Here is a 24,966-nt window from a genome sequence, read left to right as displayed (position 1 = left end):
CGCGATAGAAACCTTTAGGACGCGAGTCGTCGCTTTTTCTGTATGAACGATAATGATGTTCGTCGCGAGACGCTGGCGGTGACCCACGGCGAGCGCGGGCAGGCCCCGGCCCCGGGCGTCGAGGACGTCGTCGTTCCGGTCCACCTCTCGTCGACCTACGCGGTGCCGAGCATCGACCCCGACGCGGACTTGGAGACGCTCGACCCCGACGCGGGCGAGTACCTCTACTCGCGGCTGTCGAATCCGACGCGGAACGCGCTGGAACACCGGCTCGCGGCGCTCGAAGGTGCGGACCACGCGCTGGCGTTCGTCTCCGGCACGGCGGCCATCGCGGCGACGATGACCGCGGTGGTCCGGCCGGGCGACCACATCGTCGCGTTCGAGGACCTCTACGGCGGGACGAAGACGATGCTCACCCGGCTGTTCGCCGACCGGCTGAACGTGGACGTGTCGTTCGTGGACGCCACCGACCCCGAGAACGTCGCGGCCGCGATGCGCGAGGAGACGGCGCTCGTCTGGATGGAGACGCCGACGAACCCGCTCATGCACCTCTGCGACATCGAGGCCATCGCGGCCATCGCCGACGAGGGCGACGCGGTCTTCGGCGTGGACAACACGTTCCTCAGCCCGCAGTTCCAGAACCCGCTGTCGCTCGGGGCCGACGTGGTCGTCCACAGCACCACGAAGTACCTCAACGGCCATTCGGACTCCATCGGCGGCGCGGTCGTCACCGACCGCGAGGACGTACTGGAGGAGCTCACGTTCCTCCAGCGCGTCGGGATGGGGTCGATGCTCTCACCGTTCGACTCCTACCTGACGCTCCGGGGCATCAAGACGCTCCCCCTGCGGATGCGCCAGCACGAGACCAACGCGATGGAAATCGCCGAATTCCTCGACTCCCACGAGGCGGTGACGCGGGTGCTGTATCCGGGGCTGGAGTCCCATCCGCAGCACGACCTCGCGGCCCGCCAGCAGTCCGGCTTCGGCGGCGTGTTGTCGTTCGAACTCGACACCGACCTCGACGGGACCGCCGAGTTCCTCGGCGCACTCCGGGAGTTCCCGCTGGCGGTCAGCCTCGGCGGCGTCGAGAGCCTCATCGAGCATCCGGCGACGATGACGCACTCGCCGCTCTCGCAGACCGAACGCGACGCGCTCGGCATCTCCGATTCGCTGTTGCGGCTGTCGGTGGGCGTCGAGCACGTCGACGACCTGCGCTCGGACCTCGCGTCGGCGCTGTCGGTCCTCTGAGGAGTCCGGGGCTCGCACGGCCGAATTCCGTCCCCTCGGGCACTTAACCGAGGCGTTTAACAGTCCGCCCGGTTGTAGGTACGCCAACGCAATGCCGAGCGGAGAATACGACCCGGAAACCGTCGAGGCGAAGTGGCAAGAGAGGTGGGTCGACGAAGACCTGTACGCGTACCCGGAGCGTGCGGTAGACCCCGACACCGTCTTCTCCATCGACTCACCGCCGCCGACGGTGTCCGGAAGCTTGCATTGGGGCCACGTCTACGGCTTCACCCTCCAGGACTTCGTCGCCCGGTTCAACCGGATGCGCGGCGACGAGGTGTACTTCCCGTTCGGTTACGACGACAACGGCATCGCGTCGGAGCTCCTGACCGAGGACCAACTCGGCATCAAACACCAGGACTACGAGCGACGCGAGTTCCAGAAGCTCTGCCGCGAGGTCACGGCGGAGTACGAAAGCGAGTTCACGGAGAAGATGCAGAACCTCGGTATCTCCATCGACTGGGACCAGACGTACCAGACGATTTCGCCCGAGGTCCAGCGCGTCTCGCAGCTCTCTTTCGTCGACCTCTACGAGAAGGGCCGGCAGTACCGCCAGCGCGCGCCCGCCATCTGGTGTCCCGAGTGCGAGACCGCTATCTCGCAGGTCGAGACCGAAGACGACGAACAGGGCTCGCACTTCCACGACATCGAGTTCGGCGTGGCCGATTCCGAGGAGTCGTTCGTCATCTCCACGACGCGGCCCGAACTGCTCCCCGCCTGCGTCGCCGTCTTCGTCCACCCCGACGACGACGACAACGCGCACCTCGTCGGCCAGGAAGCCGAGATTCCGCTGTTCGGCCAGCGAGTCCCCATCCTCGAAGACGAGCGCGTCGACCTCGAAACGGGCACGGGCCTCGTCATGTGCTGTACCTTCGGTGACCAGACCGACATCGAGTGGTATCAGGCCCACGACCTGCCGCTCCGCGTCGCCATCGACGAGTCCGGCACGATGACCGAGGAGGCCGACGACTACGCCGGGCTCTCCGCCGACGAGGCGCGGGAGGCCATCGTCTCCGACCTCGACGACGCCGGGGCGCTCCTCGACAAGCGCGCCATCACGCACACGGTCAACGTCCACGAGCGCTGCGGCACGAGCGTCGAGTTCCTCGTCAAGGACCAGTGGTACATCAAACTGCTCGACAAGCGCGAGGAGTACCTCGAAGCCGGCGAGCAGATGGACTGGTACCCCGAGAAGATGTTCACGCGGTACAAGAACTGGATAGAGGGGCTCCAGTGGGACTGGGCCATCTCGCGGCAGCGCTCCTCGGGGATTCCGTTCCCCGTCTGGTACTGCGAGGACTGCGAGCACGTCGTCGTGGCCGACCGCGAAGACCTGCCGGTCGACCCGCTTTCCGACGACCCGCCGGTCGACGCCTGTCCCGAGTGCGGCCACGACGAGTTCGCCGCCGAGGACGACGTGTTCGACACCTGGGCCACTTCGTCGCTCACGCCCCTCATCAACGCCGGGTGGGACTGGAACCCCGAGACGGAGGCGATGGAACTCGACCGGCCCGAACTCTACCCGTTCGATATGCGCCCGCAGGGCCACGACATCATCTCCTTTTGGCTGTTCCACACGGTCGTCAAGTGCTACGAGCACACCGGCGAGGTCCCGTTCGACAGCGTCATGATAAACGGGATGGTCCTCGACGAGAACCGCGAGAAGATGTCGAAGTCCGTCGGCAACGTCGTCTCTCCCGACGAGGTTCTAGAGAAGTTCCCGGTCGACGCCGCCCGCTACTGGGCCGCCGGGAGCGCCGTCGGGGACGACCTCCCGTATCAGGAGAAGGGTCTCGTCGCGGGCGAGAAGCTCATGCGGAAGCTCTGGAACGCCTCGAAGCTCGTCGAGAGCCTCACCGAGGACGCGCCCGCCGAGTTCGACCACGACGACCTGAAGGCCATCGACCGCTGGCTGCTCGCGTCGCTCGACCGCGAACTCGAGTTCGTCACGGAGAAACTGGAGAACCGCGAGTTCTCGAAGGCGCGCGACCGCCTGCGCAGTTTCTTCTGGCACACGTTCTGCGACGACTACCTCGAAATCGCCAAACAGCGCGTCCGCGAGGGCGACGACCCCTCGGCGGCGTACACGCTCCAGACCGCCCACAAGCGGTTCCTGGCCTGCTTCGCGCCCATCCTCGCGCACGTCACGGAGGAACTCTGGCGCGACATGTACGACGAGGCGAGTGTCCACGACCAGTCGTGGCCCGAACCGCTCGGCCTCGACGCCGACGTGGCGGCCGGCGAGACGGCGATGGCCGTCGTCGGCGCGCTCCGTAAGTACAAAAGCGACAACCAGCTCTCGATGAACGCCCCGGTCGACCTCGTGGAAGTGTACGGCGACATCCACGGCTTCGAGGAGGACGTGAGCGGCGTGATGCACATCGAGAAACTCGAGCTCCTCGACGAGGAGCCCGAAATCGAGTCGGTCGTGACCGGCGTCGACCTCGATTACTCGCTCGTCGGCCCCGAGTACGGCGCGCAGGTCCCGGACATCGAGGCCGCGCTCGAAGGCGACGACTACGAGGTCGAAGACGGCGTGATGCACGTCGCGGGCGTCGAACTCGACCCCGAGATGTTCACCATCGAGGAGTCCCGCGAGTACGTCGGCGACGGCGACATGCTCGAAGCCGGCGACGCCATCGTCATCGTCCAGCACGCCGACTGAGGGGTCGTTCGGTCGGCTTCGTTCGCTCTTTTCTCGGTACCCGGTCGCCCAGCCCGCGGCTCGTCAGCCGTCGCGGCTCGGCACTGGTGTCTCGCTCTCGGCCTCGGTTTCGGCTTCTGTCTCGGTCTCAGCTTCCGTCTCCGCCTCCGACTCAGCTTCAGCCTCAGTTTCGCCGCCGCCGTCGAAGGCGGCCAGCACCGCGGCCGCGTCTTGGATGTGGGGAACCGTCATCGGGTGGTTCGCGTTCGCGTCGTCGGTGCGGACCTCCTCGGGGTCGGGGACCGTGAGTTGCACGTCCGGTGTCGTGTCCACGTCGGTCTCGAACCGCACCGTCTCCGTGCCGAACAGGCGGTCGACGGCGTGGGTGGACACGCCGACCTCGGTGACCGCGTCGCGTTCGAGGCGGGCTTGCGGCTCGTCTAACAGCGCGTCGTGGGCGACGAGTACGTCGCCGTAGCACCGGAACTCGACGGGGCCGGTTTCGAGATAGCGGGAGACTCCCCGGAGGGTCCCGAACGCGGCGGCGAGGGCGAGCGGCGCGAGCGCGAACGTCCACGCGCCGAAGAAGACGAGCGCGGCGGCGACGCCGTAGCACCACAGCACGCCGCTGGTGACCGTGTACCGGAGGCTCTGGTAGACCGCATCGGTGAGGGCGACCGCGCGGGCGGGCGCGGTTCGATAGGTCGGCGCTCCCGTCGGCTCCTCGACCGGAATCGGTTCTATCTCGGTCTCTTCGCTGCCGTAGAGGCGGTAGAAGACGCCTCGCGTTTCGCTCCGTTCGAGCTGGAGCGCGCGGAGGTCGTAGAGGAGTTTCAGGCCGACGAGAACCACGAGGAACACGTCGTTTTCGAGTTCGACCGCGAACGGCCCGAAGACGAACATCAGCAGTCCGGCGGCGAACAGGAACTTGAACGGGGGAAGCAACACCGACCGCGCGGAGTGGTCGCGGTAGCCGCCCGCGGCGAAGTATTTGGTAACCGTTTCGACACCCCGCCCGACGAACACGCCCGCGCCGCCCAGCAGGATTTGTCCGGCGACCTCGTCGGTGACGACCGGGTCGGTCAGGCCGAAGGCGACGAAGGCGACGGCGAGTTCGAGCGGGACGAGCAGGAACGCCGCGATGAGGAGCGTCGGGACGTTCCGAAGATAGCCCGGCGGGAGCGGTCCGGGCAGCGAAACCGACCCTCGTTTGGCCTGCAACGGGCCGAACAGCCGGTCCCCGTCGCCGATGGCGTTGTTGGGGCGCTTGGCCGCGAAGGGTATCTTCACGAGCGTCCACCACAGCACGGCGGCGATTTCGGCGACGAACACGCCGAAGAGCGCGGCCGGTGCCCAACCGAGAAACAGGACGCCGAGCGGCGCGACGGCGTTCGAGACGAGAACCGCGAGCACGCCGGAGACACGAGTGGAGGGCGGGCGCACGATTTGTCAAGCGACCGGGCGGAAAATCAGTCTTCGGTTCGGAACCGAGACGCGGGCGGTCGGTTCTCGCGGTGAGCGGTCGTCGCGGGCGAACGTTACAGTCCCGACCCGACGGCGTCGGCCACGTCGTCGAAGCCGTCGCGGTCGAGCAGGTCGAGGAGGCCGCGGTTGATGTCGCGAGCGATAGACGGCCCCTCGTACACCATACCCGTGTAGAGTTGGACCATCTCGGCCCCGGCGCGAATCTTCCGATAGGCGCTTTCGGCGTCCGAAACGCCGCCGACGCCCACCACGGGCACGTCGGTCCGCTCGGCGATGAAGCGAATCATGTTCGTGGCCTCGGCCTCGATGGGTTTCCCGGAGAGGCCGCCGCGTTCTGCTCGGTTCGGGTTCCGAAGAGTGTCGGGCCGCGAGGTGGTCGTGTTGCTGGCGATAACGCCGTCGAGCCCGAGGTCGTCGACGACTTCGAGCGCGTCCTCCACGGCGGGGTCCGGGAGGTCCGGCGAGAGTTTCACGAGCAGCGGGTCGGCACCGGCGTCGACGAGCGTCCCGAGAATCGCTTCGAGGGAGTCGCGGTTCTGCAAGTCGCGGAACCCCTCGCTGTTGGGACACGAGACGTTGACGACGAAGTAGTCCGCGCCGTCGGCAACGCGCTCGTAGGTGTACCGGTAGTCCTCGGGGGCCTCCTCGGTGGGCGTCACCTCCGAGAGCGCGAGGTTGACACCGACCGGGATATCGGGGTGCGGTCCGGCGGCGAGGCGCTCTCCGACCGCGTCCGCGCCCTCGTTGTTGAGGCCCATACGGTTGATGAGCGCCTCGTCTTCGGGGAGGCGGAACATCCGCGGGCGCGGGTTTCCGGGCTGCGGCTCCGCGGTGACGCCGCCGACCTCGACGTGGCCGAACCCGAGCGCCGAGAGGACGGTGGGTATCTCGGCGTTCTTGTCGAAGCCGGCCGCGACGCCGACCGGGTTCGGGAAGTCGAGGCCGAACGCGCGCGTGGCGAGCCGCGCGTCGTCGACGCGGTAGCGCCGCTCCAAGAGCGGTTCGGCGGGCGTGCCGCGCGCGGCCGCGAGCAGGCCGTGAATGGTCCGGTGGGCGGTCTCGGGCGGGAGCGAAAACAGGAGCGGTTTGGCGAGTCGGTAGGGGTTCATTGCTGTCTGTCGGGCCGTCCGCTGGGGGCGAGTCGGTTCGAGACGATACGGGTCACGCGCTTAGAAGTCGTGTTCGACCTGGTCTGGGTCCGCTTTCTGGATGATGATTTTGCCGTCCCGAACGCGGACGAACACCTCGTCTCCGATCTCCATCCCGGCGACCGCGAGTTCGTCTTCGTGGAGGTTGACGTGGACGTTGTGGTACTCGCCGTTCTCGTCTTTGGCGCCACTCGGACTGAGCTTCTTTTTCCGGACCATCTGGGGGTCTATCCGTTGGTTCGCCGCAGGGGATACATAAGTGTTGTCTCCGTCTCTCCGTGGAGTGGTGATTTTCGCCGCAACCGGATCGTCTCGCATCGAAACTCGTCGCCACCTCGGTGGGGTCGGCGGCCCGGCAAATCGGTCGAGTTTATAAGTATCACGGCGTCGTCGGTCGAAATCCGGCGATATATTTATCATGTGCCATGTGGTTCATTGCCATAGAGGTGGAAAATCATGGTACGCGAGGACGGTAAGCGAAACTTCGTGCTCCGAGAGGAGGACGGTACAGAGACGAGTGTGTTTTCGGGCAGCATGCCGAGACAGGCGGCGCTCAAGGCGGCCCGACGACTCGACCCCGCCGGCTCCGAGGACGACGCGAAGTCGGACGCGGTCGAGATTCGACTCCGGGAGAAAGGGACTGATAAAGTCCACATCTTCGACGCGTGGGCGTGGAACAGCAGCGCCCCCGAGGACAAGCCCGGCTGGATGGAGGGGAAGATTACCAAAGGAAACGTTTCCAAGAAGGGAATCGAGCACCTCGACGAGTAATCCGACCGACGTTCACATTCTTATCGTGCGCACGCACGTGTAGCATCCGAGTCGTAGTGCAGTCGATACGCCTTTCAGATAGCGCCGCCAGCGTCTGCTTGCGCGACCGACACCCGGTCAGACCGCACGTGCGACGCGGGGGATGACCGACCGGCCTCCAGTCGCGCGATATCTATCCCTTCGAGACTCATCGCTCTCCCCGACAGTCTGTCATCATTTTATGAGTAACCCCGCCATGAAACCGCATGACGAAGCGCCATCGGTTCGACGGCCTTTTATGTATCCCGGGCATTCGGATTAATGCGAAGAAGCGCACGGGGGTACTCCCCCCGAAAGCTTCCACCGAACGCCCCCGACCCCAAGGTCGTCAGGCGCTCACCGGGATGACACACCTTCCCGGGGGTCGCCACGATACGACGGCCTTAAGTGGTCCAAGGCATTTCGGATGAATGCGAACGACACACCGCGATTGCAGGGCGATTCAACGCGTCCTGCCTCACCGGACCCGAACCGAACGGGGTTCGAAGGGTTTATACCCTCGAATCGCTTCGATTCAGGTCCGAAGGAAATGAGGATTCCGCCCCTGCGGTACGCCGCAAGACGGTATCTGATGTTAGCCCTAGTAGTTCGGTGACATCCGAACGGATGTCACGCGAACTCGGACCTTTGAACGGTGATTTGACAGCATTACGCTGCCATTCACCCGCCAACACCCCGCGACCAGGTTTAAATGGTCGCGACCCATTCCGGTTGATCCTGCCGGAGGTCATTGCTATTGGGGTCCGATTTAGCCATGCTAGTTGCACGAGTTCATACTCGTGGCGAAAAGCTCAGTAACACGTGGCCAAACTACCCTACAGAGAACGATAACCTCGGGAAACTGAGGCTAATAGTTCATACGGGAGTCATGCTGGAATGCCGACTCCCCGAAACGCTCAGGCGCTGTAGGATGTGGCTGCGGCCGATTAGGTAGACGGTGGGGTAACGGCCCACCGTGCCGATAATCGGTACGGGTTGTGAGAGCAAGAGCCCGGAGACGGAATCTGAGACAAGATTCCGGGCCCTACGGGGCGCAGCAGGCGCGAAACCTTTACACTGCACGCAAGTGCGATAAGGGGACCCCAAGTGCGAGGGCATATAGTCCTCGCTTTTCACGACTGTAAGGCGGTCGTGGAATAAGAGCTGGGCAAGACCGGTGCCAGCCGCCGCGGTAATACCGGCAGCTCAAGTGATGACCGATATTATTGGGCCTAAAGCGTCCGTAGCCGGCCACGAAGGTTCATCGGGAAATCCGCCAGCTCAACTGGCGGGCGTCCGGTGAAAACCACGTGGCTTGGGACCGGAAGGCTCGAGGGGTACGTCCGGGGTAGGAGTGAAATCCCGTAATCCTGGACGGACCACCGATGGCGAAAGCACCTCGAGAAGACGGATCCGACGGTGAGGGACGAAAGCTAGGGTCTCGAACCGGATTAGATACCCGGGTAGTCCTAGCTGTAAACGATGCTCGCTAGGTGTGACACAGGCTACGAGCCTGTGTTGTGCCGTAGGGAAGCCGAGAAGCGAGCCGCCTGGGAAGTACGTCCGCAAGGATGAAACTTAAAGGAATTGGCGGGGGAGCACTACAACCGGAGGAGCCTGCGGTTTAATTGGACTCAACGCCGGACATCTCACCAGCTCCGACTACAGTGATGACGATCAGGTTGATGACCTTATCACGACGCTGTAGAGAGGAGGTGCATGGCCGCCGTCAGCTCGTACCGTGAGGCGTCCTGTTAAGTCAGGCAACGAGCGAGACCCGCACTTCTAATTGCCAGCAGCAGTTTCGACTGGCTGGGTACATTAGAAGGACTGCCGCTGCTAAAGCGGAGGAAGGAACGGGCAACGGTAGGTCAGTATGCCCCGAATGAGCTGGGCTACACGCGGGCTACAATGGTCGAGACAATGGGTTGCTATCTCGAAAGAGAACGCTAATCTCCTAAACTCGATCGTAGTTCGGATTGAGGGCTGAAACTCGCCCTCATGAAGCTGGATTCGGTAGTAATCGCATTTCAATAGAGTGCGGTGAATACGTCCCTGCTCCTTGCACACACCGCCCGTCAAAGCACCCGAGTGAGGTCCGGATGAGGCCACCACACGGTGGTCGAATCTGGGCTTCGCAAGGGGGCTTAAGTCGTAACAAGGTAGCCGTAGGGGAATCTGCGGCTGGATCACCTCCTAACGACCGAGACCACCCCGACGGGGTGGCTCACACGCGATCTTCCGAGTTCACCAATGACACCCGTTCGGACACCTTAGAACTACTAGGGCTAACACGGGCCCATAGCTCAGTGGTAGAGTGCCTCCTTTGCAAGGAGGATGCCCAGGGTTCGAATCCCTGTGGGTCCATGGTAAGCAGTACTCCACTCCGAAACGATCGTGCCCCTTAAGTGTGGCAAGACGTTTCGACTGAATGGATACTGACGACAGATGCACCATCCCGCGCAAGCGAGGTTGGGAAGGGTCGAAAATTCGCCTCGGGTCGTCACCGAGGGGATTTGATGAAACCGTGTGTACGTGCAATCCAGGCGTCCACTGGACCCGTTCTCCGGGTCACAGTGACTATATCAACTGGCTACTGTGCCAGCTGGTGGATAGCTCGGCTCGAGAGCCGATGACGGACGTGCCAAGCTGCGATAAGCCTCAGGGACCCGCATGGAGGGAAAGAACTGAGGATCTCCGAATGGGAATCCCCACGCAATTGCCTCGCGCAATGGGGAACGTTCCGAATTGAAACATCTTAGTAGGAACAGGAAAAGAAAGCAATCCGCGATGTCGTTAGTAACGGCGAGTGAACGCGATACAGTCCAAACCGAAGCCTTCGGGCAATGTGGTGTACGGACTACCCATAACGGACCTGGATCTTATGTGAAGTCTCCTGGAACGGAGCGTGATACAGGGTGAAAACCCCGTAACATAAGAACCAGATCCCGGGGTTGTTCCAGAATAGCGGGGGTTGGATATCCCTCGTGAATTTCGCAGGCATCAACTGCGAAGACTAAACACTCCTCGAGACCGATAGCGAACAAGTAGCGTGAGCGAACGCTGAAAAGCACCCCGAACAGGGCGGTGCAATAGGGCTTGAAATCAGTTGGCGATAGAGCGACGTGGCATACAAGGTCACTCGACGAAAGAACTGGGAGCGATCCCGTAGTATGACTCGAGTGAAGCCGATGTTACGTCGTGCGTTTTGAAAAACGAACCATGGAGTGCATCTGACTGGCGAGTCTAAGGGGTGAACCCCCGGAGGCATAGGGAAACCGATACGGCCGCAGTCTTTGACCAGGGCCACCGTCTTCAAGGGCGGGGAGCCAACCGGATGCGACCCGAAACCAAGTGATCTACGCCGGAGCAGGGCGAAGCGTGGCGAAAGCTGCGTGGAGGCCCGTTAGAGTTGGTGTCCTACAATACCCTCTCGTGACTCTGGTGTAGGGGTGAAAGGCCCATCGAACTTGGCAACAGCTGGTTCCAACCGAAACATGTCGAAGCATGACCTCTGATGAGATAGTTCGTGAGGTAGAGCGACCGATTGGGAATCCGGACTCCGAGAGGAGTTCGCTTCCCTGTCAAACTCCGAACTTACGAACGTCGTAGACTCAGGGAGTCCGGTGTGCGGGGTAAGCTTGTGCACCGTGAGGGAGACAACCCAGAGCCAGGTTAAGGACCCAAAGTGTGGATTAAGTGTGATTGAAGATTGTCTCGAGCCCTAAACAGCCGGGAGGTGAGCTTAGAAGCAGCTACCCTCTAAGAATAGCGTAACAGCTTACCGGCCGAGGTTCGAGGCGTCGAAAATGATCGGGACTCAAATCCACCTCCGAGACCTGGCGGCGTGTCACACGACACGATTCCGTAGGTTGGCATACTGCATGGGTGGAAGCACGGGTGAGAACTCGTGTGGACCGTGCAGCAACGAAAATCATGGTCTCAGTAGCAGCGAGAGTCGGGTGTGAACCCCGACGGCCTTACGCGCAAGGGTTCCTCGGCACTGTCAATCAGCCGAGGGTTAGTCGATCCTAAGTCTATCCGTAATTCGAAATAGATGAAAGGGAAACTGGTTAATATTCCAGTACCTTCTTGCACTAAACGTCGACGCTTTAGGAAACACCGAGCGGGGCCTTCGCCCCGTCGAATCACCGAAATTCGTGGAAGCCGTAACGGCACGAAGCGAACGAATGGTGAGATAGGGAAACTCGGCGGTACCTAGAGCCCGTGAAAAGACAAGCAAGAAGCTCGTACCGAGATCCGACACAGGTGCGCTGGCAGAGCAAGCCAAGGCCTGTCGGGATCAACCGACGTTAGGGAATTCGGCAAGTTAGTCCCGTAAGTTCGCGATAAGGGATGCCTGCTCTTGACCGAGCAGGTCGCAGTGACTCGGACGCTCCGACTGTCTAGTAACAACATAGGTGACCGCAAATCCGCAAGGACTCGTACGGTCACTGAATCCTGCCCAGTGCGGGTATCTGAACACCTAGTACAATAGGACGAAGGACCCGTCAACGGCGGGGGTAACTATGACCCTCTTAAGGTAGCGTAGTACCTTGCCGCTTCAGTAGCGGCTTGCATGAATGGATCAACGAGAGCGTCACTGTCCCAACGTTGGGCCCGGTGAACAGTACGTTCCAGTGCGGAGTCTGGAGACCCCCAAGGGGAAGCGAAGACCCTATAGAGCTTTACTGCAGGCTGTCGCTGAGACGTGGTCGCTAATGTGCAGCATAGGTAGGAGCCGTTACACAGGTACCCGCGCCAGCGGGCCACCGAGGCAGCATTGAAATACTACCCGTTAGTGACTGCGACTCTCACTCCTGGCGGAGGACACCGGTAGCCGGGCAGTTTGACTGGGGCGGTACGCGCTCGAAAAGATATCGAGCGCGCCCAAAGATTTCCTCACGCGAGTCGGGAACTCGTGGAAGAGCGCAAGAGCAAACGGAAGTCTGACAGTGACATTCCCAACGAGTGTCGCTGACGCGAAAGCGTGGTCTAGCGAACCTACGAGGTTCATTCATGGGACCCGTAGATGACAGAAAAGCTACCTTAGGGATAACAGAGTCGTCACCGGCAAGAGCACATATCGACCCGGTGGCTTGCTACCTCGATGTCGGTTCCCTCCATCCTGCCTGTGCAGAAGCAGGCAAGGGTGAGGTTGTTCGCCTATTAAAGGAGGTCGTGAGCTGGGTTTAGACCGTCGTGAGACAGGTCGGCTGCTATCTATTGGGGGTGTTAAGGAACTTGACGTGAACGTTCGTATAGTACGAGAGGAACTACGAATGGGTGCCACTGGTGTACCGGTTGTCCGAGAGGGCAGATGCCGGGCAGCTACGCACCACGGGGTAAGAGCTGAACGCATCTAAGCTCGAAACCCACACGGAAAAGAAGTTCCACTGAGGACACTCGTAGAAGACGAGTTCGATAGACTCGGGGTGTGCGCAACGAGGCAACGAGTTGTTAAGCCCGCGAGCACTAACAGTCCAAGCCACATTCATACGCACTGAGACCCGAGAACGGGTCCAGGCGCAAACTGGATTGCACGGACACATTGGTAAGACGGCCCGACCGATATTGGTATGGCAACGGTTCGATTCCGTTGGTCGGCATTAAGGCGGCCAGAGCGGTGAGGTTCCACCCGTACCCATCCCGAACACGGAAGTTAAGCTCACCTGCGTTCTGGTCAGTACTGGAGTGAGCGATCCTCTGGGAAATCCAGTTCGCCGCCCCCATTCATACTTCACAAAGCCTACTGGACGCGGTGTCCAGTGGGCTTTGTTCATTTTATGCAGAGCGGCACGCACGGCCGCTCGCACACGCATACACAGAGCGACTGCGTCGGGCAGAGTCTCGAAAACGCCCGACTCAGGTCGCACACCGTCAGGCTTAAGCACAAGACCGGGATACCAGTAACTGCGCCAAGGTGGCAGAGTTCGGCCCAACGCATCCGCCTGCAGAGCGGAACCCCCGCCGGTTCAAATCCGGCCCTTGGCTTTTCCTTTCGGACGTTACGCCCCGGAGCGACGCGTCCCGGCATCGAATCAGTGAGTGGCGATGCTATCGCACGAGTCGTGTTTCGAGGGCGTCGACCGCGTCATCGTCGCCCAGTTCGCGTACGACCTCAAGGGCGTCGAGTGGCGTTTTCCCCGCTCGAACCCTTGGTTCGACGGACGAAACACACGTAGTAGCGCGCCGGAGTTAGGCGAGCGCCTCGGTTGCGTTCTCGACTCCGCGGAGTGACCCGGCGCGCTGTCGGTGACATCGACCTTCGAGCACCGCCGTCGGTACGGACTCGGCTGCCGTCGTGAGATACGAGCGTCCGCCGTCGGTTTTTCCGACTGCACACGTCTCTGAGAGTCATCTTCGTGAGTCCCTTCTGCTCATCACCGTGTCGCCGCTCGTTCGCGGGTCGTCGAACATCTCTTGAGCACGTCCAGCGTCGCGGGCGGCGCGAAACGGGGAGAACCGTCGGCCCGTCAGCGGCGTGGTGTAGGCAGCCATCGAAGACGAGGGGCGCGGCGGTCAGGTCACGGTGTCGGAACACGCGCCGTCGAGCGCGTCAAGGAAGTCGAACCGGAGGCGAGCTCCCACCGCTCTATCGCGTAGTCTCCTCGCGCGTCACGGCCTCCGCCCGGTTCGGCGTCGCCGGACGGCTGGTCCGTAACTCGTGACACGCCCGTTCGGCCGACAGATTCAAAAAGTCGCGTCAATCCGCGACCGCGAGTGCCCGCCGGCCCACTGTATTGAGGGTGAGAGTCGCCGCCGACGGTCGCGCGACGCGGTGACACGCTCCGAGGAAAAGTAATCGTTATACGCCGCGTGGCCCATGCCGAAACCATGCAACGACGCGCCGCGGTCATCTCCGTCGTGTTCTTCCTGGTCATCGGTGCCGGTGCATACTCGCTCATCGCGACTGCATCGACGCCGTCGGTCAGTTTCGAGAACCCAGAGTACTCGCTGGCACAGGGAGACGAGTTCTCCGTCCCCGGTAGCGACCAGACGTACACAGTGTCGTCGATAACCGAAGAGGAGGAGTCGGGCGGCCACGGTGGTGGGACCACGCTGGTCCGCTCCGGTGAACTCACGTACGTGAACGATTCGGCCCGGTACACGGAGACGTGGGACAACGAGAGCACCGTCACGCTCGACGGCACGGACTACCGTGTCGAAATCGCCAACGTCTCGGACCCCAGCGAGGCGACGCTGGTCGAACTGTACAACGAGACTGCAATCCTCCAGGCGGACTCGAACGCCGACAACGAGACCGTCACCCGTAACGGCGAGCGCTACGTCGTCGTCAACGACTCGACGCTCGTCTCGGTCGACGAGTACTTCCCGGCCAACGAGACGCGCACCGTCGCCGAGGGTGACTCCTTCGACTACAACAACCAGTCTGTCACCGTCGCCGCCGTCGAGACCTCCGGCGTGACCATCGAGTGGTTCGCCCCCGAGGAGAACACGGTCGCCGTCGACAACGAGGCGAACGTGACGATTTCGGACCAGCAGTACCTCGCGTACTTCCCGGACGGCGAGACGCTCGTCCTGACGCAGAACTACGACAGCTACCAGACGCAGCTGTCAGAAATCGACCGCTTCCACGAGACCGAAAACGGCCTCTGGGGCGTCACTATCGTCTCGTTCACCACGGTGGTTCTCCTCACCGGGATGGCGTTCCTCCCGTCGCGGTACTGAACGCCACGTCCGTCACCGTTTTTCGCGCGCCCCGCTCGCTTCGAGCCACGCGACTCCGAGTCCGACGGCGATAGCCGACAGCGACCCGAGTATCTGGAACGCCGCGACGACGACAACCGACTCGCTGGCGGCGTAGCGCCACGGGGCTCCCACGAGCGTTCCGACACCGACGAGGGCGAGGAACGCGCCGACGGCCAGCGGGAGCCACGACGCCGTCCACGCGAGGGGTCGACGACTCATCATCCGAGAGACTCGGTGCGCGAGGGGAAAAGCCAGACGGCGAACCGGCGGCACGGAATGAGGCGGCGGAACGGTTCGGAACTGTGGGGCGAGGCGGACGGTGTTGGGACTCGCACGCGTCGAACGAGCCCTGTCCTACCGCCGCAGGAAGTCGAGGAAGCGGTAGTCGTGGTCCGGCGTGTAGCTCCGGAACAGGAGGCTGTTCGTGAGGACGGACACCGACGACAGCGCCATCGCGCCCGCGGCGAACACCGGCTGGAGGAGGCCGAGCGACGCGAGCGGAATCATCGCGGTGTTGTAGCCGAGCGCCCAGAACAGGTTCTGCTTGATTTTGGCGAGCGTCCCCGCGGAGATGCGGATGGCTTTCACCACGTCGAGCGGGTCGTCGCGCATGAGCGTCACGTCGGCGGCCTCGATAGCCACGTCGGTGCCGGAGCCGAGCGCCGTGCCGACGTACGCGGCGGCGAGCGCGGGCGCGTCGTTGACGCCGTCACCGACCATCATGACTCTCGTGCCGTCGGCTTGCAGGGACTCGACGGCGTCGGCCTTGTCCTCGGGGAGGACGCCGGCGCTGACGTTGTCGGGGTCGATACCGACCTGCTCGGCGACGGCGCGGGCGGTGCGCTCGTTGTCGCCGGTAATCATGTGGACGGTCGCGCCGCGGTCGCGGAGCGCGGCGACGGCCTCGGCGGCCGACTCCTTGATTTCGTCCGCGTCGGCGACGACGCCCGCGAGGTCGCCGTCGACCGCGACGAGCATCGCGGTTTTGCCCTCTCCTTCGAGGTCGCGGAGCGCGTCCTCGGCCGGCGCGGGGTCGACGCCCGCGTCCGAGAGGAGTTTGCGGTTGCCGACGAGGACGGGTTTCCCGTCGACGGTCGCGCGAATCCCGTGGCCGGGGACGTTCTCGAAGTCGTCCGGCTCCGCGAGGTCGAGGCCGCGGTCTGCCGCGCCGGCGACGATGGCGCGGGCAAGCGGGTGTTCGCTGTTGCGCTCGGCCGAGGCGGCGTACCGGAGCACGGCGTCTTCGTCGAGCGTCTCGTCGTCGGCGGTGACGACGCCGGAGCCGTCGGCGGCGGGGCCGACGGCGACCACGTCGGTCAGCGTCATCTCGCCTTTGGTGAGCGTGCCGGTCTTGTCGAAGACGACGGTCTCCACGTCTTTGACGCGTTCGAGCACGTCGCCGCCCTTGAACAGGACGCCGTTTTGCGCGCCGATTGCCGTCCCGACCATCGTCGCGGCGGGGGTGGCGAGGCCGAGCGCGCAGGGGCAGGCGATGAGCACGGCCGACGCGAAAACGACGACGGCGAACTCGAACGTCGAGACCGCGCCGCCGGCGGCGACGGGGCCGCCAGCGACGAGCCCCCACAGCGGGAGCGACCGGATGAAGCCCGCGAGCGCCTCGGGGAAGAGGAACCAGACGACGCCCCACAGGAGGGCGTTGGCGATGACCGCGGGAACGAAGTACGCCGAGATGCGGTCCGCGAGGTTCTGAATCTCGGGCTGGCGGCCTTGGGCCTCCTTGACGAGCGAGACTATCTGCTGGATTGCGGTCTCGGAGCCGACCTTGGTCGCTTCGACCACGAGGACGCCGTTTTGGTTCACCGTCGAACCGACGACCTCGTCGCCGTCGGCCTTCGAGACGGGGACGGACTCGCCCGTGACCATGGATTCGTCGACCGCGGAGTCGCCGTCGACGACGACGCCGTCGGTCGGAATCTTCTCGCCGGGGCGGACCTTCATGCGGTCGCCGACTTCGACCTCGTCGAGGGGGACTTCGCGTTCGGTCCCGTCGTCGTCGACGAGCGTCGCGGTGTCGGCTTCGAGTTCGAGGAGCGTCCGGAGCGCCTCGGAGGCCTGTCCCTTCGAGCGCGCTTCGAGGTAGTTCCCGAGCGTGATGAACACCAAGATGAGCGCGGCGGTGTCGAAGTAGAGACTGCCGGCGAGCAGTCCCACGAGGACGGCGACGGAGTAGACGTACGCGGTGGACGACCCCATGGCGATGAGCACGTCCATGTTGGCGGTGCGGTTCCGCACGAGCGCCGTGTAGGAGTTCTCGTAGAACTCGCGGCCGAGGAAGACCTGCACCGGCGTGGCGAACGCGAAGCCGACCCAGCCGACGGGGACGCCCGTGCCGGGAATCGTCTCGGGAAGGCCGCCGCCGAACAGTTCGACCGCGAGCATCGCGAGGAGCGGGAGCGACAGCGCCGCGCCGAACAGCGTCAGGCGCTTCTGCCGGCGAATCTCCTCGTTTCGGGCGGTGTCGCGGGCGTCCTCGGCGGATTCCTCGTCGTCGTCGTCCTCGCGGATGGGCGTGTAGCCGGCGTCTTCGACCGCCCGGTACATGTCGTCGAGGCTCGCGTCGGCGGGGTTGTAGGTGACGTGCGCCTCGTCGGTGGCGAAGTTGACCTCGGCGGCGACGACGCCCGGGACCGACTCCAGCGACTTTTGGTTGGCGTCGGCGCAGTTCGCACAGCTCATCCCGGTGATGCCGATGGTTCGGGTCTCCGAGAGCGCCTCGTAGCCGGCGTCCTCGATGGCGTCGTATAGCTCGCGGAGCGATACTTCCTCGGGGTCGTACTCCACCGACCCCTCGTCGGTGGCGAAGTTGACGCTGGCGCTCGTCACGCCGTCGAGCGCCTCCAACGCCTCGCCGACGGTGCGCGAGCAGTTCGCGCAACTCATTCCGCGGATGTCTAAGTGGGCCGTTCGGCTACTCATCTCACCTAGACGTACGTGCCCCTCGCTTACCTCGATTTCCCCTTCAGAACCGAACGTCAGAGCGGGGCGGAACTTTGGATTCGAAAGCGCCGATTCCGACACTCAGTCGCCGCCAGCGTCACCCGACCGCCGCCCGCCCGGTCAGTCGTCGTTCGCGCCGGCTTCGAGGCGGTCGTATCGGTCTTCGAACCGGCCGAGACAGGACGAACAGCAGAAGTGGTAGAGCGACCCGCCGATGCGGGCGCTCTCGCCCTCGCTGGTCACCGTGTTGCCGCACTCGGCGCATTCGAGGGCGAAACCGGTTCCGTTGACCGTCGGCGTCCACTCGGCGGACTCCACGAGGCTCACCTCGTAGTCGCGGACCCGCGAGAGGTCGACCAGTTCGTCTAACTGGGCGCGGACGGACCCCCCGTCGAGTCGGGCGTGGGTGGTCACCTCCCCGTCCGCTGCGACGAACAGGTGTTGGACCGGGTCGGCCGCGCGGAGGGCGTCGCGGACCTCGTCGACGAACTCCGGGCGGACGGAGAGTCTGACGAGGACGGGCGTCCCGCCCGACAGCGTCGACTGGTCGAGGTCGACGGTGAAGCGGCGGATGATGCCCTCCTCGCGGAGGCGGTCGATGCGGTCGGAGACCGCCGGCGCGGAGAGACCGACTTCGGCGGAGATGTCGCTGAACGGGCGACGGGCGTCTTCGGCGAGGAGTTCGAGGATGTGGAGGTCGGTTTCGTCGAGCGCGCGCATGCATCCCGATAGGGACCACGATGTCATAGGTGTTCCTCGCGCTCGGCTTTCGATTCGAAAGTCGGATCGGAGCGGTAATCGAACTCCCGAAAGGACAATCCACTAAATCGAGAAGCCCCTACGTCGAACCGTATGTCGACTACGCTCACCGTCACCGGAATGACTTGCGAACACTGCGAACAGCGCGTCGCCGACGCCCTCGCCGGCGTCGATGGCGTCGAAGACGCGACCGCCGACCGCGAGGCGGAGCGCGCGACCGTCGAGGGCGACGCCGACACCGACGCCCTCGTCGCGGCCGTCGAAGACGCGGGCTACGACGCGAGCGCCTGAACTCGGACGAGTTGGGCCGGTCCGCGCGAGCGGAAGACCCGAACGACCGGACGGCGCGACCGACGCGTCGGTTCGACGCGCCGACCTGAACCGTTTTAGCCGGCGACCCGCTACTGCTCGACCATGCACGCGCGGTCGTGGGCGACTGTCCTGTTCGCGCTCGTCATCGGACTCCTCCTCGCGCTCGGCGTCGTTCGACTCGCCGCCGGCGACACCGGCGACTTCGCGCGGAACGCCGGTATCGCCGCCCTGCTAACCGTCTTCGCCGTCGCGCTGGTCAGAGACTGGGAGACGAACGCGGACTGAGCGCCTCGGACGGCGACCCCCGTCCGCGTCGGTTCCGAAACATATCAGTCCGTTGTCTCTCGCTTCGGGTGCAGACGGTTACAAGAGGCCGCGGTTCTAACCCCGCCTGTGTCTCCACCGAGCGACGACGACTTTCGCACGCACTCCCCGACGGACCCGATAGACGACACGCCCACCGTCTCGTGTTCGCGGTGCGGCGAGGAGTGGGACCTCTCCTACGAACTCGACGAGCTACAACTGGGAAACCAGTCGGTCGAGCAGTTCGCGCTCGACCACCGCCGCCACACCGGACACTTCCCGGACGACGTTTCGCCGTGGGTCGTCAGCTGTCGACAGTGTCCCGACGGCGAACAGTTCCTCTCCGAGGCCAGCGCCCGCCGGTGGGCCCGCACGCACACCCGACACACGCGACACGAGGTGTCGATGGACCACGCCGACGAGGACGGCGTCGTCATCGCGCCCGAGTGAGGTTCGCCGGGAGTCCGGTCACCCTCGGCTTTCGGTGCCGGTCGTCGGCCGTGCGGCCGGCGGGACCGGCGGCGTCAGGTCGAGACGCATCTTCGTGTCCGCGCCGTCCGAGCTGACCGTCTCGAACCCGAGTTCGCGGTAGACGTGGACGGCCCGCTGATTATCGGGAGCGACGTGGAGGACGAGCGCCTCGCGCCCGGCGTCGGCGGCGTCCGCGACGACGTGGCGACATAGTTCGGTCCCGATGCCGCGGTCGTGGCTGTCCTGATGGACGAACACCGCGAGCTCCGGCTCCGGGTCGTCGCTCGCCACGTACGCGGCGTGGCCGACGATACCTCGGTCGGCGACGGCGACGAAGTTGCGGCCGCGGTCGACGAGGTTCGAGAGCCACTCGGTGATGTGCGCCTCGTCCGTCGGCGGCAGCCCCATCGACCGGGCGTCGGGGTCGTAGTCGCGGTACATCTCAGCGAGGGCGTCTCGGTCGGCGTCGTCGTACGGGCGGACGACGAGGCCACGACCGTCTTTGCTGACGAACCGCGGGCACCGAGGGGGACACTGCGGCGTCCCGACGCACCGACTCGCGTCCCAGAAGCCGTCGGACCCACTCGCGCCGTTCGGCCGGTCAACGTCCGTCTCTCCCATACGGGAACGGCGCGAGCGCGACCCTTGAGGGCGGCCGCCGATTCCCAGTTTCCGAGGATTCGAAAACCGGTCCGGATTTATAACGTCCCGGCGGTCCACGCTTCACATGTGAGGTGACGGACAATGGCCGCAACCGGCGAAATCGAGATGCTGGGGAACCGGATGGAGTTCGACTACGCCGAGGGCGTCACCGGCTACGTGCTCGTGTTCGCCCGCCTCGTCACGGGGTACTGGTTCCTCCACGCGGGGGTGACGAAGTACCTCGGCGCCGAGCCGTTTAACGCGGCCGGCTGGCTCGTCAACGGCACCGCGGGCGCGCCCGGCCCTGTCCACGCGTTCCTCGCGTGGGTCGGCCAGACGCCGGTGCTGCTCGAATTCACGAACCTCATGGTCCCGTTGGGCGAGACGCTCATCGGCCTCGGGCTCGTCGTCGGAGCCGCGGTCCGCCTCGCCGCCGCCGGGGGCGCGTTCCTCATGACGTTCTTCTACCTCGGCAACGCCGAGTGGGGCCACGGCCTCGTCAACGGCGACCTGCTGGGGCTCGTGATGTTCCTCGTGGTCGGCGCGCTCGCGACGGGCCGCATCCTCGGCCTCGACGCGTACCTCGAAGAGACGGAGTTCGTCCGCCAGCGACCGAAGCTCCGGTACCTCCTCGGCTGAGGGGGCGTTCCGGCCGCGCTCGGCTACCGTTTCTCTCGGACAGTGTTTCCGAAGATTCCCGCGTCTCAGGCCTCTTCGAACCGGTTTTAGCGTGCCGGTGGATTTAGGAGTCCCTAAAATCCGAAAGTGGTTTATTGTATTAGGGACGCCTAAAACGTATGAACGAAGACGGAGCCGACTTCGACCACGTCGCTCGCGGGTTGTTCTCACGGGGGCGGTCTGCGCCGTGACCGACCAAGGCACTGAACTCGACTCGGCGGACGTGGTCGTCGTCGGCGGCGGTCCCTCGGGATGCGCCGCGGCCGTCTTCACCGCGCGGTACGGCCTCGACACCGTCGTGTTCGACCGGGGGAACGCCGCCTTGCGTCGGTGTGCGTACCTCGAAAACTACCTCGGCTTCCCCGCCGGCATCGGCGTGGACACGTTCACCGCGCTCATGCACGAACACCTCGCCGAGGTCGGCGCGGACTACGTCGCCGACATGGTCGTCTCGGTCGAGCGACCGGGCGACGAGAGTGAAGTCGCGGCCGCGAGCGAGGGCGAGTCGGGCGCGTTCGACGCCGACGCTCGGCGCTTCGTCGTCCGCACGCAGGAGGGTCGCCGGGTCGAGGCCGACCACGTCGTCGCCGCCGCGTGGTACGACGGCGACTACCTCCGCGGCCTCGACGACGACGACGCGATGTTCGAGGAGCACGACCACCACGGCGAGGTCCACGAGCAGTTCGATTCCGACTACGCCGACGACGACGGGCGGACTCCCGTCGACGGACTGTACGTCGCCGCGCCCTCGGGCGACCGGAACGCGCAGGTCGGCATCGCCGCCGGACAGGGCGGTCACGTCGCCCGGTGTCTCATCGAGGACCGCCGGCGCGAGCGCGGCTTCCCCGGCGACCTCGCGGCCCACTACGACTGGCTCCGCGCCGACACCGAGTTCCACGGCGAGTGGGGCGACCGCGACCGCTGGCGCGAGTGGTTCGACGGCGAGGTCCCGGACGACGCCGACCTCGACGACGAGCGCCTCGCGGAACTCCGCGAGTCCTACATCGACCGGGCGTTCGACACCCGCCGGACCGACCACGAGGTCGAGGCCGCGGAGCCCCGCGGCATCCGGCGACTCGTCGAGACCATCGGCACCGAGCGCGTCCTCGACGCGCTTCCCGACGAGGCGCTCGCTGACTACCTCGACGGGAGCGAACTCGGAGGTGTCGAGCAGTGAGCGGGACGACGCCGACCGAACAGTCTTCCGGGTCGGTGCTGACCCGGCTGTTCGGGTGGATTGACGGCTCGCTCGTGTCGCTTTGTCTCGCCAGCCTCGTCGTCGTCGTGGCCGGCGGCCTCGTGCAGGTCAGCTTCGGCGCGTTCTCGATGACCATCGGCGAGGCGTGGCGCGCCGTCTTCGACCCGGCGGTCATCTTCGACCCGCAGGTCTGGCAGGTGTTCCTCCTCGGCGGCGAACTTCCCGAACTCGGTCGCCGGACGCTCATCGTCTGGAACATCCGGCTCCCGCGGGTGTTCGTCGCCATCCTCGTCGGCGCGAACCTCGCGATTTCCGGCGCGATTTTCCAGGCGGTCACCCGGAACGAACTGGCGAGTCCGTTCATCCTCGGCGTCTCGTCGGGGGCCGGGCTGCTCATTCTCCTCACGCTCGTCGTCTTCTCGGGGCTCGCGGCGTACCTCCCGCTTCTGGCGGCGCTCGGCGGGATGTTCGCGTTCGTCCTCGTCTACCTCATCGCGTGGAAGAACGGCACCTCGCCGGTCAGGCTCGTCCTCGCGGGCGTCATCGTCGGCACCGTCTTCCAGAGCCTCCAGACGGGGCTGTTCTTCTTCGTCGACGATATCGGCGTCGTCCAGTCCGCTATCGCGTGGACGACCGGGTCGCTCACCGGCACCGACTGGGAGCAGGTCCGCATGGCCCTCCCGTGGTCCATCATCGCCGTCGGCCTCGCGCTCGGAAGCTCCCGCCAGCTCAACGTCCTGCTTCTGGGCGAGCAGACCGCCCGCTCGCTCGGGATGTCCATCGAGAAGGTCAGATTCGCCCTCTCGGGCGTCGCGGTCCTCGCGGCCGCGGCGAGCATCGCCGTCGCCGGCATCGTCGGCTTCGTCGGCCTCGTCGTCCCGCACCTCGTGCGGAACGTGGTCGGCAGCGACTACAAGCGCCTCGTCGTCGGCTGTCTGTTCGCCGGCCCGGCGCTGATGGTCGCCGCCGACGTGGGCGCGCGCCTCGCGCTCAACCCGATTCAGCTCCCGGTCGGCGTCGTCACGGGCCTCGTCGGCGGGCCGTACTTCCTCTACCTCATGCGCAAACAGCAGAACATCGGTGAAGTGTGATGTCGAACCAGCAACCAGAGAACCCCCAACAGATGGCACAACACGGTGAAACAGACGCGAATACGAGCGGAAACGAGCGCGTCGAAAGCGACTCCGACCGCGAGAGCGCGCTCGCCGGCGACGCCCTCGAACTCTCGTATCCGACGAGCGAGGAACCGGTCGTCGAGTGCGACCGCATCGACATCCCGCGCGGCGAAATCACGGCGCTCGTCGGGCCGAACGGCTCCGGCAAGAGCACGCTTCTGAAGTCGCTCGCCAAACAGCTCTCGCCCGACAGCGGCAGCGTCTACCTCGACGGGAAATCCATCAGCGAGTACGACGACAAGGCGTTCGCCCGCGAGTTGGGGATGCTCTCCCAACAGCACGACTCGCCCACGTCGCTCACCGTCGAGGACCTCGTCTACCACGGCCGGTACCCCCACCGGAGCTTCTTCGAGCAGGTCAGCGACGACGACCACGAGGCGGTCGAGCGCGCAATCGACCTCGCGGGCGTCGAGCACATCCGCGACAAGCAGATTGGCAACCTCTCGGGCGGCCAGAGCCAACTCGCGTGGATTGCGATGGTGCTCGCACAGGACACCGACGTGCTCCTCCTCGACGAGCCGACGACGTACCTCGACTTACACCACCAGCTCCGCGTGCTGGAGACGGTCCGCCAACTCAACGAGGAACGCGACGTGACGGTCGCGGTCGTCCTCCACGACATCGCGCAGGCCGCGCGGTTCGCGGACTACCTCGTCGCCATGCAGGACGGTGAACTGTACGACTGGGGGCCGCCGCGCGAGGTCGTCACCGAGGAACTCCTCGCCGACGTGTTCCGCGTCGAGGCCGCGGTCAACTACTCGCCCGACCCGGAAATCGTCCCGAAGCGCTCGCTGTAACGGTTCGACGCTCTTTCTCGCCGCTCAGTTCAGTTCAGTTCTATCGCCTCGTCACGACTACCCCGACCGCCCGGTGCGCCTACTGGACGGCGACGATTTCGATGTCGAAGACGAGCGTCTTCCCCGCGAGTTCGTGGTTGAAGTCGACTTCGACCTCGTCGTCGCGGACGGCGGTCACGTCGCCGTGAAGCCCGTTTTCGGCGTGGACGTGCAGGCCGACCTCGGGCGTCTCACCGACCATCCCCTCGAACGTCTCGGCGTCGTAGGTTCGGATTCGGTCGGGGTCGAACTCGCCGTAGGCGTCTTCCGGCGGGACGGTCACGGTCGCTTCCTCGCCGGCCGACATCCCGACGACGGCCTCGTCCAGCCCCGGAATAATCTGGCCCGCGCCGACGACGAACGTCTGGGGGGCGTAGTCGTCGCGGTCCTTCTCTTGGGCCTCGAACAGGCCGTGTTCGACCGCCACCTCGTACCGCGAGGTGTTGAAGACGGTCCCGTCTTCGAAGCGTCCGACGTACGCGAGCGCGACGCGGTCTCCCGACTCGATTGCCATAGCGGGGGTCGGCGGAGGACGCGCATAAAAGTCGTCATCGAGGCATCCCACCGG

Annotated in this window: 20 protein-coding genes, 2 tRNA genes and 3 rRNA genes; 17 read left to right on the top strand and 8 right to left on the bottom strand. The window is 64.8% G+C overall.

The genetic code is table 11. From position 1 onward, the window contains the following. The first annotated feature begins 42 nt into the window (after positions 1-42). Entirely contained in the window at positions 43-1,248 is a 1,206-nt protein-coding gene (locus tag DEQ67_RS14540) for a trans-sulfuration enzyme family protein (RefSeq protein ID WP_115801923.1), read from the top strand. Positions 1,249-1,339: 91 nt separating this feature from the next. Beyond that, the gene (locus DEQ67_RS14535) at positions 1,340-3,952 is read left to right on the top strand and encodes a valine--tRNA ligase (RefSeq protein WP_115860765.1); all 2,613 of its coding nucleotides are present in this window, start codon (positions 1,340-1,342) and stop codon (positions 3,950-3,952) included. 63 nt (positions 3,953-4,015) lie between these two features. Here DEQ67_RS14535 and DEQ67_RS14530 read toward each other — a convergent pair whose 3' ends face one another. The 3 genes from DEQ67_RS14530 to DEQ67_RS14520 form a co-directional block, all read right to left on the bottom strand. Then, positions 4,016-5,374 carry a DUF6498-containing protein gene (locus tag DEQ67_RS14530; protein ID WP_255418830.1) on the bottom strand — a complete coding sequence of 453 codons (1,359 nt, stop codon included), beginning with the start codon at positions 5,372-5,374 and terminating at the stop codon, positions 4,016-4,018. A 95-nt stretch (positions 5,375-5,469) separates the two neighbouring features. Continuing rightward, on the bottom strand, positions 5,470-6,525 hold the full coding sequence (locus DEQ67_RS14525; protein ID WP_115891789.1) for a quinone-dependent dihydroorotate dehydrogenase: 1,056 nt from the start codon (positions 6,523-6,525) through the stop codon (positions 5,470-5,472). Positions 6,526-6,585: 60 nt separating this feature from the next. Next, a complete protein-coding gene (locus DEQ67_RS14520) occupies positions 6,586-6,783 on the bottom strand; it encodes a hypothetical protein (RefSeq protein ID WP_004044784.1) in 198 nt (65 codons plus the stop codon). A 237-nt stretch (positions 6,784-7,020) separates the two neighbouring features. Between DEQ67_RS14520 and DEQ67_RS14515 the strand changes: the two genes are divergently transcribed. The 8 genes from DEQ67_RS14515 (at position 7,021) to DEQ67_RS14480 (ending at position 15,045) form a co-directional block, all read left to right on the top strand. Continuing rightward, the gene (locus DEQ67_RS14515) at positions 7,021-7,335 is read left to right on the top strand and encodes a non-histone chromosomal MC1 family protein (protein WP_004044781.1); all 315 of its coding nucleotides are present in this window, start codon (positions 7,021-7,023) and stop codon (positions 7,333-7,335) included. Between the two features lie 743 nt (positions 7,336-8,078). Continuing rightward, positions 8,079-9,551 (top strand): 16S ribosomal RNA (locus DEQ67_RS14510). Between the two features lie 97 nt (positions 9,552-9,648). Continuing rightward, positions 9,649-9,720: transfer RNA gene (locus tag DEQ67_RS14505), tRNA-Ala, on the top strand. 217 nt (positions 9,721-9,937) lie between these two features. Continuing rightward, positions 9,938-12,850 (top strand): 23S ribosomal RNA (locus tag DEQ67_RS14500). Between the two features lie 113 nt (positions 12,851-12,963). Beyond that, positions 12,964-13,085, top strand: a 5S ribosomal RNA gene (rrf, locus tag DEQ67_RS14495). Together the 16S, 23S and 5S rRNA genes with 2 tRNA genes alongside form the textbook arrangement of a ribosomal RNA operon. A 185-nt stretch (positions 13,086-13,270) precedes the next feature. Beyond that, positions 13,271-13,347: transfer RNA gene (locus DEQ67_RS14490), tRNA-Cys, on the top strand. A 60-nt stretch (positions 13,348-13,407) separates the two neighbouring features. Further along, a complete protein-coding gene (locus DEQ67_RS14485; RefSeq protein WP_004041631.1) occupies positions 13,408-13,593 on the top strand; it encodes a hypothetical protein in 186 nt (61 codons plus the stop codon). A 597-nt stretch (positions 13,594-14,190) separates the two neighbouring features. Beyond that, positions 14,191-15,045: a hypothetical protein gene (locus DEQ67_RS14480; RefSeq protein ID WP_004063111.1), complete on the top strand. Its 855-nt coding sequence runs from the start codon at positions 14,191-14,193 to the stop codon at positions 15,043-15,045. A gap of 12 nt (positions 15,046-15,057) precedes the next feature. Here DEQ67_RS14480 and DEQ67_RS14475 read toward each other — a convergent pair whose 3' ends face one another. The 3 genes from DEQ67_RS14475 to DEQ67_RS14465 all read right to left on the bottom strand — a co-directional run bounded on the left by DEQ67_RS14475 (position 15,058) and on the right by DEQ67_RS14465 (position 18,744). After that, positions 15,058-15,288 carry a hypothetical protein gene (locus DEQ67_RS14475; RefSeq protein ID WP_004063110.1) on the bottom strand — a complete coding sequence of 77 codons (231 nt, stop codon included), beginning with the start codon at positions 15,286-15,288 and terminating at the stop codon, positions 15,058-15,060. A gap of 132 nt (positions 15,289-15,420) precedes the next feature. Next, a complete protein-coding gene (locus tag DEQ67_RS14470; protein WP_115861297.1) occupies positions 15,421-18,003 on the bottom strand; it encodes a heavy metal translocating P-type ATPase in 2,583 nt (860 codons plus the stop codon). Positions 18,004-18,144: 141 nt separating this feature from the next. Continuing rightward, positions 18,145-18,744: an AsnC family transcriptional regulator gene (locus tag DEQ67_RS14465; RefSeq protein ID WP_006601050.1), complete on the bottom strand. Its 600-nt coding sequence runs from the start codon at positions 18,742-18,744 to the stop codon at positions 18,145-18,147. A gap of 132 nt (positions 18,745-18,876) precedes the next feature. Here DEQ67_RS14465 and DEQ67_RS14460 point away from each other — a divergent pair, with 132 nt between their 5' ends. The 3 genes from DEQ67_RS14460 to DEQ67_RS14450 all read left to right on the top strand — a co-directional run bounded on the left by DEQ67_RS14460 (position 18,877) and on the right by DEQ67_RS14450 (position 19,848). Further along, positions 18,877-19,074 (top strand): CopZ family metallochaperone, encoded by a 198-nt coding sequence (locus DEQ67_RS14460; RefSeq protein ID WP_004063107.1) that lies wholly within the window; start codon positions 18,877-18,879, stop codon positions 19,072-19,074. Positions 19,075-19,197: 123 nt separating this feature from the next. Further along, entirely contained in the window at positions 19,198-19,380 is a 183-nt protein-coding gene (locus tag DEQ67_RS14455) for a hypothetical protein (RefSeq protein ID WP_004041637.1), read from the top strand. 108 nt (positions 19,381-19,488) lie between these two features. After that, positions 19,489-19,848 carry a hypothetical protein gene (locus DEQ67_RS14450; protein WP_115861295.1) on the top strand — a complete coding sequence of 120 codons (360 nt, stop codon included), beginning with the start codon at positions 19,489-19,491 and terminating at the stop codon, positions 19,846-19,848. Positions 19,849-19,866: 18 nt separating this feature from the next. On the opposite strand, the gene DEQ67_RS14445 is transcribed toward DEQ67_RS14450, so the two are convergent. Then, positions 19,867-20,490, bottom strand: a complete 624-nt coding sequence (locus DEQ67_RS14445) for a GNAT family N-acetyltransferase (protein ID WP_004041639.1) — start codon at positions 20,488-20,490, stop codon at positions 19,867-19,869. Positions 20,491-20,613: 123 nt separating this feature from the next. Here DEQ67_RS14445 and DEQ67_RS14440 point away from each other — a divergent pair, with 123 nt between their 5' ends. The 4 genes from DEQ67_RS14440 (at position 20,614) to DEQ67_RS14425 (ending at position 24,359) form a co-directional block, all read left to right on the top strand. Beyond that, on the top strand, positions 20,614-21,150 hold the full coding sequence (locus tag DEQ67_RS14440) for a DoxX family membrane protein (RefSeq protein WP_004041640.1): 537 nt from the start codon (positions 20,614-20,616) through the stop codon (positions 21,148-21,150). Between the two features lie 226 nt (positions 21,151-21,376). Continuing rightward, positions 21,377-22,366, top strand: a complete 990-nt coding sequence (locus DEQ67_RS14435) for an FAD-dependent oxidoreductase (RefSeq protein WP_115861294.1) — start codon at positions 21,377-21,379, stop codon at positions 22,364-22,366. After that, positions 22,363-23,478, top strand: coding sequence for a FecCD family ABC transporter permease (locus tag DEQ67_RS14430; protein ID WP_004063103.1), 1,116 nt, complete (start codon positions 22,363-22,365; stop codon positions 23,476-23,478). Before DEQ67_RS14435 ends, DEQ67_RS14430 begins: the two co-directional genes overlap by 4 nt. Continuing rightward, positions 23,478-24,359 carry an ABC transporter ATP-binding protein gene (locus tag DEQ67_RS14425; protein ID WP_115861293.1) on the top strand — a complete coding sequence of 294 codons (882 nt, stop codon included), beginning with the start codon at positions 23,478-23,480 and terminating at the stop codon, positions 24,357-24,359. The genes DEQ67_RS14430 and DEQ67_RS14425 overlap by 1 nt, the downstream gene beginning before the upstream one ends. Before the next feature lie 79 nt (positions 24,360-24,438). On the opposite strand, the gene DEQ67_RS14420 is transcribed toward DEQ67_RS14425, so the two are convergent. Further along, a complete protein-coding gene (locus tag DEQ67_RS14420; protein WP_004041644.1) occupies positions 24,439-24,912 on the bottom strand; it encodes an FKBP-type peptidyl-prolyl cis-trans isomerase in 474 nt (157 codons plus the stop codon). Between the last annotated feature and the right edge of the window lie 54 nt (positions 24,913-24,966).

This window comes from Haloferax sp. Atlit-48N (genome assembly GCF_003383015.2).
Taxonomy (GTDB): Archaea; Halobacteriota; Halobacteria; order Halobacteriales; family Haloferacaceae; genus Haloferax; species Haloferax volcanii.
Note: the sequence above shows the minus strand (reverse complement) of the source record. Positions and strands in the feature narration are given on the sequence as shown.

Coding starts and splice junctions, on each gene's coding strand:
- DEQ67_RS14420 (WP_004041644.1), bottom strand. CDS start 24,912: ATGGCAATCGAGTCGGGAGACCGCGTCGCGCTCGCGTACGTCGGACGC.
- DEQ67_RS14465 (WP_006601050.1), bottom strand. CDS start 18,744: ATGCGCGCGCTCGACGAAACCGACCTCCACATCCTCGAACTCCTCGCC.
- DEQ67_RS14520 (WP_004044784.1), bottom strand. CDS start 6,783: ATGGTCCGGAAAAAGAAGCTCAGTCCGAGTGGCGCCAAAGACGAGAAC.
- DEQ67_RS14445 (WP_004041639.1), bottom strand. CDS start 20,490: ATGGGAGAGACGGACGTTGACCGGCCGAACGGCGCGAGTGGGTCCGAC.
- DEQ67_RS14425 (WP_115861293.1), top strand. CDS start 23,478: ATGTCGAACCAGCAACCAGAGAACCCCCAACAGATGGCACAACACGGT.
- DEQ67_RS14475 (WP_004063110.1), bottom strand. CDS start 15,288: ATGATGAGTCGTCGACCCCTCGCGTGGACGGCGTCGTGGCTCCCGCTG.
- DEQ67_RS14480 (WP_004063111.1), top strand. CDS start 14,191: ATGCAACGACGCGCCGCGGTCATCTCCGTCGTGTTCTTCCTGGTCATC.
- DEQ67_RS14485 (WP_004041631.1), top strand. CDS start 13,408: ATGCTATCGCACGAGTCGTGTTTCGAGGGCGTCGACCGCGTCATCGTC.
- DEQ67_RS14440 (WP_004041640.1), top strand. CDS start 20,614: ATGGCCGCAACCGGCGAAATCGAGATGCTGGGGAACCGGATGGAGTTC.
- DEQ67_RS14470 (WP_115861297.1), bottom strand. CDS start 18,003: ATGAGTAGCCGAACGGCCCACTTAGACATCCGCGGAATGAGTTGCGCG.
- DEQ67_RS14515 (WP_004044781.1), top strand. CDS start 7,021: ATGGTACGCGAGGACGGTAAGCGAAACTTCGTGCTCCGAGAGGAGGAC.
- DEQ67_RS14525 (WP_115891789.1), bottom strand. CDS start 6,525: ATGAACCCCTACCGACTCGCCAAACCGCTCCTGTTTTCGCTCCCGCCC.
- DEQ67_RS14455 (WP_004041637.1), top strand. CDS start 19,198: ATGCACGCGCGGTCGTGGGCGACTGTCCTGTTCGCGCTCGTCATCGGA.
- DEQ67_RS14535 (WP_115860765.1), top strand. CDS start 1,340: ATGCCGAGCGGAGAATACGACCCGGAAACCGTCGAGGCGAAGTGGCAA.
- DEQ67_RS14540 (WP_115801923.1), top strand. CDS start 43: ATGAACGATAATGATGTTCGTCGCGAGACGCTGGCGGTGACCCACGGC.
- DEQ67_RS14460 (WP_004063107.1), top strand. CDS start 18,877: ATGTCGACTACGCTCACCGTCACCGGAATGACTTGCGAACACTGCGAA.